This is a genomic window from Pseudomonas cichorii, from assembly GCF_015471405.1.
GTDB classification, from domain to species: domain Bacteria; phylum Pseudomonadota; class Gammaproteobacteria; order Pseudomonadales; family Pseudomonadaceae; genus Aquipseudomonas; species Aquipseudomonas serbiensis.
The window spans coordinates 422,634-428,707 of record NZ_BLVZ01000001.1 but is presented as its reverse complement, the minus strand read 5'-3'; the positions used below and the strand labels follow the sequence as shown (position 1 = coordinate 428,707).

At 54.6% G+C, this 6,074-nt stretch carries 4 protein-coding genes; 2 read left to right on the top strand and 2 right to left on the bottom strand.

What is annotated here, in order from left to right; all coding sequences use genetic code 11:
- The first annotated feature begins 80 nt into the window (after positions 1 to 80).
- Both macA and JL015_RS01475 read left to right on the top strand, forming a co-directional pair.
- Positions 81 to 1,256 (top strand): macrolide transporter subunit MacA, encoded by a 1,176-nt coding sequence (gene macA / locus JL015_RS01480; protein ID WP_201017127.1) that lies wholly within the window; start codon positions 81 to 83, stop codon positions 1,254 to 1,256.
- The gene (locus JL015_RS01475) at positions 1,253 to 3,217 is read left to right on the top strand and encodes a MacB family efflux pump subunit (protein ID WP_201017126.1); all 1,965 of its coding nucleotides are present in this window, start codon (positions 1,253 to 1,255) and stop codon (positions 3,215 to 3,217) included. The genes macA and JL015_RS01475 overlap by 4 nt, the downstream gene beginning before the upstream one ends.
- A 136-nt stretch (positions 3,218 to 3,353) precedes the next feature.
- On the opposite strand, the gene JL015_RS01470 is transcribed toward JL015_RS01475, so the two are convergent.
- Complete coding sequence (locus JL015_RS01470) at positions 3,354 to 4,208, bottom strand: helix-turn-helix transcriptional regulator (RefSeq protein ID WP_201017125.1); 855 nt, start codon at positions 4,206 to 4,208, stop codon at positions 3,354 to 3,356.
- A 620-nt stretch (positions 4,209 to 4,828) separates the two neighbouring features.
- Positions 4,829 to 5,593 carry a helix-turn-helix transcriptional regulator gene (locus JL015_RS01465; RefSeq protein WP_201000654.1) on the bottom strand — a complete coding sequence of 255 codons (765 nt, stop codon included), beginning with the start codon at positions 5,591 to 5,593 and terminating at the stop codon, positions 4,829 to 4,831.
- Between the last annotated feature and the right edge of the window lie 481 nt (positions 5,594 to 6,074).

Here is a 6,074-nt window from a genome sequence, read left to right as displayed (position 1 = left end):
CGGCCTCGACGGCACATATCGACACCTCCATCCCGGCTGCCAGCCAGCCGGGTCTGCCAGCAACGTATTCGTGGTCTCATATGCCAAAGTTCAAGTTTCGCAAAACCGTTATCATCCTCGGCCTGTTGACTGTCGCCGGGGTCTTGTATGCCGCTACTCGCTCCGAGGAAGCGCCGCCCCAATACCTGACGGCCAAGGCCGAACGCAGCGATATCGAGAATTCGGTGCTGGCCACCGGCGTTCTGCAAGGCGTCAGGCAGGTGGATGTCGGTGCCCAGGTGTCCGGCCAGTTGAAGTCACTCAAGGTCAAACTGGGGGATGAGGTCAAGAAAGGGCAGTGGCTGGCCGAGATCGATCCGGTCGTCCTGCAGAATTCCCTGCGCCAGGCTCAGGTCAATGAAGAGGATCTGATCGCCAAGAAGGAAGCCACTGCCGCGCAACTGAGCAAAGCCAAGGCGACCTACGAGCGCTATCTGAACCTGCTGCCGACAGAAGCGATCTCGAAACAGGATTTTGAAACCGCCGAGTCGGATTACCGGGTCGAGGCTGCCAACCTGCGGTCCTTGAGCGCTCAACTCAAGGACGCTCGCATCCAGGTGGAAACTGCACGGGTCAATCTGGACTATACGCGCATCGTGGCTCCCATCGATGGCGCTGTGGTAGGGATCGTGACTCAGGAAGGCCAGACCGTCATCGCCCAACAACTGGCGCCGGTGCTGCTCAAGCTGGCCGATCTGGACACCATGACCGTCAAGGCTCAGGTTTCCGAGGCGGATGTGATTCATATCAAGCAAGGCCAGGAGGTCTACTTCACGATCCTGGGGGAGTCCGACAAACGCTACTACGGCAAATTGCGCGGTATCGAGCCTGCGCCGCAGAACTTCCTGGAAACCCAGGCCAACAACTCCAGCCGCCAGAACACAGCCGTTTTCTATAACGCACTGTTCGATGTGCCAAACCCTGAGCACAAGCTGCGGATATCGATGACTGCGCAAGTTCGCATTGTGCTTTCCAAGGCCACTGGTGTGCTGACAGTGCCTGTTGCGGCGTTGGGTGACAAAGATGCGGAGGGCCGCTTTGCGATTCGAGTGCTGGATGCTCAGGGAGTGGCTCAGGTTCGCAAGGTCAAGACCGGTATCAATAACAATGTCCGGGTACAGATCGATGACGGATTGCAGGAAGGCGATCAGGTTGTCATTGGCGAACCGTCCACCGCAACGGCGACCGCGGCCTCAACCTCGGGGGCAGGCGCATGACGACTCAGCCGTTACTGGAGCTACAGGGCATTACCCGACGTTTCAGCGCAGGTGCCAAGGATTTCATTGCCCTGGATGACATCAACCTGACGATCAATCATGGGGAACTGGTCGCGATCATCGGGGCCTCAGGGTCGGGCAAGTCGACCTTGATGAACGTGCTGGGTTGCCTCGACCATGCCGATGCCGGAAGTTACAAGGTCAGTGGGCGCGAAACCCATTCGCTGACCGATGACGAGCTGGCAGCGCTGCGCCGTGATCATTTTGGTTTCATTTTCCAGCGTTACCATCTGCTCAGTCATTTGAGCGCGGTCAATAACGTCGAGATGCCAGCGATCTATGCCGGGGTAGGCGAGTCGGCCCGCAATGACCGAGCGCAAGAGTTGTTGTCCCGTCTGGGCCTCGGCGATCACTTGCGTAACCGTCCCAATCAGCTTTCCGGTGGTCAGCAGCAACGGGTCAGCATTGCACGGGCCTTGATGAACGGCGGCGAGATCATTCTGGCCGACGAGCCCACAGGCGCGCTTGATACTGCCAGCGGCAAGGAAGTGATGAAGATTCTGCTGGAGCTCAATGCGGCCGGGCGTACGGTTATCCTGGTCACGCACGATGAAAAAGTCGCGGCGCATGCGCATCGGATCATCGAGATCTCCGACGGCAAGATCATCAGCGATCGTACCAATCCCGCCCGCCAGACGCTGGAAGACGATGACCAGGAGGTATTACCGAGCAAAACCCGGCAGGGTAATCGTCTGGTGGCCAGCTTCGAGCTGTTCCGCGAAGCCTTCAGCATGGCCTGGATAGCGCTGATATCGCACCGCATGCGTACCTTGCTGACCATGTTGGGAATTGTGATCGGCATCACGTCCGTGGTGTCTATCGTGGCAGTCGGTGAGGGGGCCAAGCGTTACGTGCTCAATGACATTGCCGCCATTGGCAGTACGACAATCGAGATATTTCCCGGCACTGACTGGGGAGACAGCCGCTCGGCGGCAATCGAAACCCTCTCTCTGGGCGATGTCGCTGCGCTGGGGGACCAGTACTACATCGACAGTGCAACGCCCAATGTCGGCCGCAACCTGTTATTGCGCTATCAGAACCTCGACGTGACCGCGACCGTCAACGGGGTAGGCGACAACTATTTCAGGGTGCGTGGCATCAAGATGGGTGAGGGCGTAGGGTTCAGCAAAGAAGACAGTATTCGCCAGGCCCAGGTGGTGGTGATCGACCACAACACTCGCACACGCCTGTTCGGGCCGAAAACCGACCCGTTGGGCCAGGTGATACTGGTGGATAACCTGCCCTGTATCGTTATTGGTGTGACGGAAGACAAGAAAAGCGTCTTCAATACCAGCAAGAACCTGAATGTATGGATGCCTTACGAAACGGCGTCCGGCCGGTTGCTGGGGCAGCGCTATCTGGACAGCATCACGGTGCGCGTCAAGGACGGCCAGCCAAGCAAGCTGGTGGAAGAAAACCTGACCAGACTCATCGAGAAACGTCATGGCACCAAGGATTTCTTCACCTATAACCTGGACAGCATCATGCAGACCGTGCAGAAGACCAGCCAGTCGCTGGCGCTGCTATTGTCGCTGATTGCAGTGATTTCCCTGGTGGTCGGCGGTATTGGCGTCATGAACATCATGTTGGTATCGGTGACCGAACGTACCCGCGAGATCGGCATCAGGATGGCAGTGGGTGCAAGGCCCTCTGATATCCGTCAGCAGTTTCTGGTGGAAGCTGTCATGGTCTGTCTGTTGGGGGGCCTGATCGGCATAGGACTGTCCTTTGCCATAGGTTATGTGTTTTCCCTGTTGGTCAAGGAATGGCAAATGGTGTTTTCACTGGGCTCGATCATTACGGCTTTCGTCTGCTCAACCCTGATCGGCATCGTGTTCGGCTTCGTACCGGCACGCAATGCTGCGCGGCTTGATCCGATCGATGCCCTGGCTCGGGACTGAGGCACACTGACTGCCGCAGTTGAATCGATTGCGGCAGTTAAGGACGAGGTGGCGCAACGGTATCGGTTGGTACATCCATGGGATATAGAACCGATGCCGCTGCATAAGGAAGTGAGGTTATAAGAGAAGAGTTGTATCAGACCGCTTTCTGATAGACACCGGCAGCAGGGTGGCGCTTGGTGTCCGTGGCGTGCAGCCAGCGAAGCAAAGGGCTGCGTCCGCCGATCCCCATCTTTACTGCTGCGCGCTTGAAATAGCTTTCTACGGTGCTGACCTTCAATTCGAGCCGTTCGGCCAACTGAGGCACGGTGAGGCCGGCCAGCAGCCCTACGCAAACTTCTGTTTCGCGCAGAGACAGGCTCAGTTCCGACGCCTGTAGCCGATCGAGGAAGCGCTGACGAAGGCTTTCCATGGCGGCATCTTCATCGGCCCCGGCAATGATCGGCGTAGGGGCAACGGCTGCGCGCACGGGTGTCAGGGTCGCGATGTGCTCCTCGACAATGGGCAGCAGCATCCAGGACATGTCCTTGAGCTGAGCCCGCTCCTGGCTGGTGAAGGGTTTGGAGGACGATGAGCGATAGACCGAGATGACGCAGCGTTGGCCGTTGCTGTGCGATGCCAGGTGTACTTGAGGCACCTCACTGTGATCCTCGCACGGGTTCTCGATGTCCTGTGCGTCATAAGCCGGCGTGCCAAACTTGATACTTTTGTCGACGCGAGCATTGGCGACCTGGTCGACGCTCAGCAAGACAGGCTCCAGGCGTTGCTGGCTGCCCTGAGGCAACGCATCCTGGCTTGAGTCTTTATCCATGGAGACTGGCGCTGAGGCACCTGCCGCAACCTCCACGAGCCTGGTTCTGTGCTGGCTCACATGAGTGGCATCCACATGAAGCGAGGCGCTGATCAGATCGTGAAGCAGACGCGCAAAATGACGGCTTCCAGTACCGGTGATGACTTTGCCCAGATGGGGAAAGAGTTGTTGAACGTTCATCAGACTTCCTTTTTGTGTTAGATGAAATTTTTTTCAGTTGAATCTCTTCAACCTCAGTCACGACCCGTGCGTGACCGGGCTTATGGCTTAAGGTCCGGGCAGTCATCTTCCTGTACGCTGCCCAAGCCTTCCCCCGACGACTCGGGGGCTGTTTCCTGGCGGCAAGTGAAAGGTTGCAAACTTGCCAAACACAGGAGCTGCTCAAAAACGACATCAAGTGGTCGCCAACTATTTTCAAGATGCCTGAATATTGAACAGTGCTTGATTTTTAACTTTCGACCCCCTCTTTTACTACTGTACCTAGGTACAGGAATGATTCATGAAGTCGGGCGAAGGTCGTTATAACTTTTTTCAATGTCGCAAATAGTTAATGTTTATCGGGAACATTTCTTGAGGTGGTCAGCGGTTAAACAAAGGCAGCGCCTCAGAGTCGTTTAAACATATAGATGTTTCAAACGCATGTTTAGGGCGTAAGTTATTAGGATATATCGCTGAGGCACGCAGATGACGCACTAATTGAGTGCGGAAAGTCCTTTCGATATAGGTGGGTAAAGGCGGTATTTGGTGTTTCTGGACTAGACCAAGTTAATCTTTGGACTAGACCACGCATTGTTTCTGGACTAGACCAAGTTGAGATACATGGCTTTCATCATGGCTTGTTTGACATTCACGCACTCCAGTTTTTCCGTCATCTGGTGAGCATAGAATTTCACTGTGCGCTCACTGATATTCATTATCAGACCGATCTCGCGGTAAGTCTTGCCCATACTGAGCCATCTCAGAAACTCGTTTTCACGGGGCGTCAATCTCAGCGATTCGCACGTGGAGCAAGGCAACGGTCGGTTGTGATGGGCGATATCGCTTATGGCTTTTATCGCCAGAAGGTGGGACTGCATGCTGGGCACAAAGGCTTTATTTGCAAGGGAGGCGGCCAGGTGCATCGAGCCAAAGGTGCGGCCCGGCTCATGCATGGGAACGGTAAAGCCCTGTTCTATCCCGTAGCGTGCGGATTGCTCGACCACTTCCAGATTGGCATGCTTGGGGCGTAACACCTCGCTCCAGAAGAACGGGCTTGAGGTGTTTGCCGAGTGAATGATGATGGGGTCTTTCTTGTAGAGCGACTTCTTGCGATAGGTCTCAATCCATTCGGTCGGGTAGTTGCTGAATATGGAGACTCGAGAAATGCCCAACGGGGTCAGGTCCATGTGCAGGTAGGCAAAATAATCAACGTTTAACTTGCCAAACAGCGAGGAGAGCGAACTGATATATTCCGTCTCGCTGGCGGCAGGGAAATTGCGCTCCGCTTCGATGAGCAAATCCAATACCTGGGAGTCCGGTAATTTTTTGTGCATAGAGTCAGTCCGATAAATATCAATCTTTGCCACGCATGAGCGGCGCCTGTTATCCGGTCAAGAACGCTGAATAGTGCGAGTTTTCATCGGAAGGAATTGCGGTCATACGACAACAGACGATTGAGAAAGTTCAATAAGGATTTTGAGACTTTTAACGTGTTTAAGGCCCCGGACTCTGTCAGGCCTGAAAGAATCATGATTTTCAAAGTCGCTGTTCCGTCTGCTATTAGATTCGACAAAACCATGTCTGGACTCACTCATGCACCTTGATGTGGAAAAAGGCTATATCGTTTCAGCATCTAGCGCAACCGTAGGGGAGTAGCTTTCATCATTTTCGACTAGTGAGTGCGGAGGGCGATTGTCTTCGGGTCTTTGGATTGAGTGAATTAGTAACACTATTAAAATTAGTTAGTCCAAAAAGATACAGATGTGTAGGTAAAAAAATATTAATGCAGCAGGGGGCGAGAAGTGCTAGCTCTTTAATATTAAGCGCTTACTATTATCGAGCGGAGAG

Bases quoted from the DNA above. Each gene is read 5' to 3' on its own strand.
- macA (WP_201017127.1), top strand. From the start codon at position 81: ATGCCAAAGTTCAAGTTTCGCAAAACCGTTATCATCCTCGGCCTGTTG.
- JL015_RS01470 (WP_201017125.1), bottom strand. From the start codon at position 4,208: ATGAACGTTCAACAACTCTTTCCCCATCTGGGCAAAGTCATCACCGGT.
- JL015_RS01475 (WP_201017126.1), top strand. From the start codon at position 1,253: ATGACGACTCAGCCGTTACTGGAGCTACAGGGCATTACCCGACGTTTC.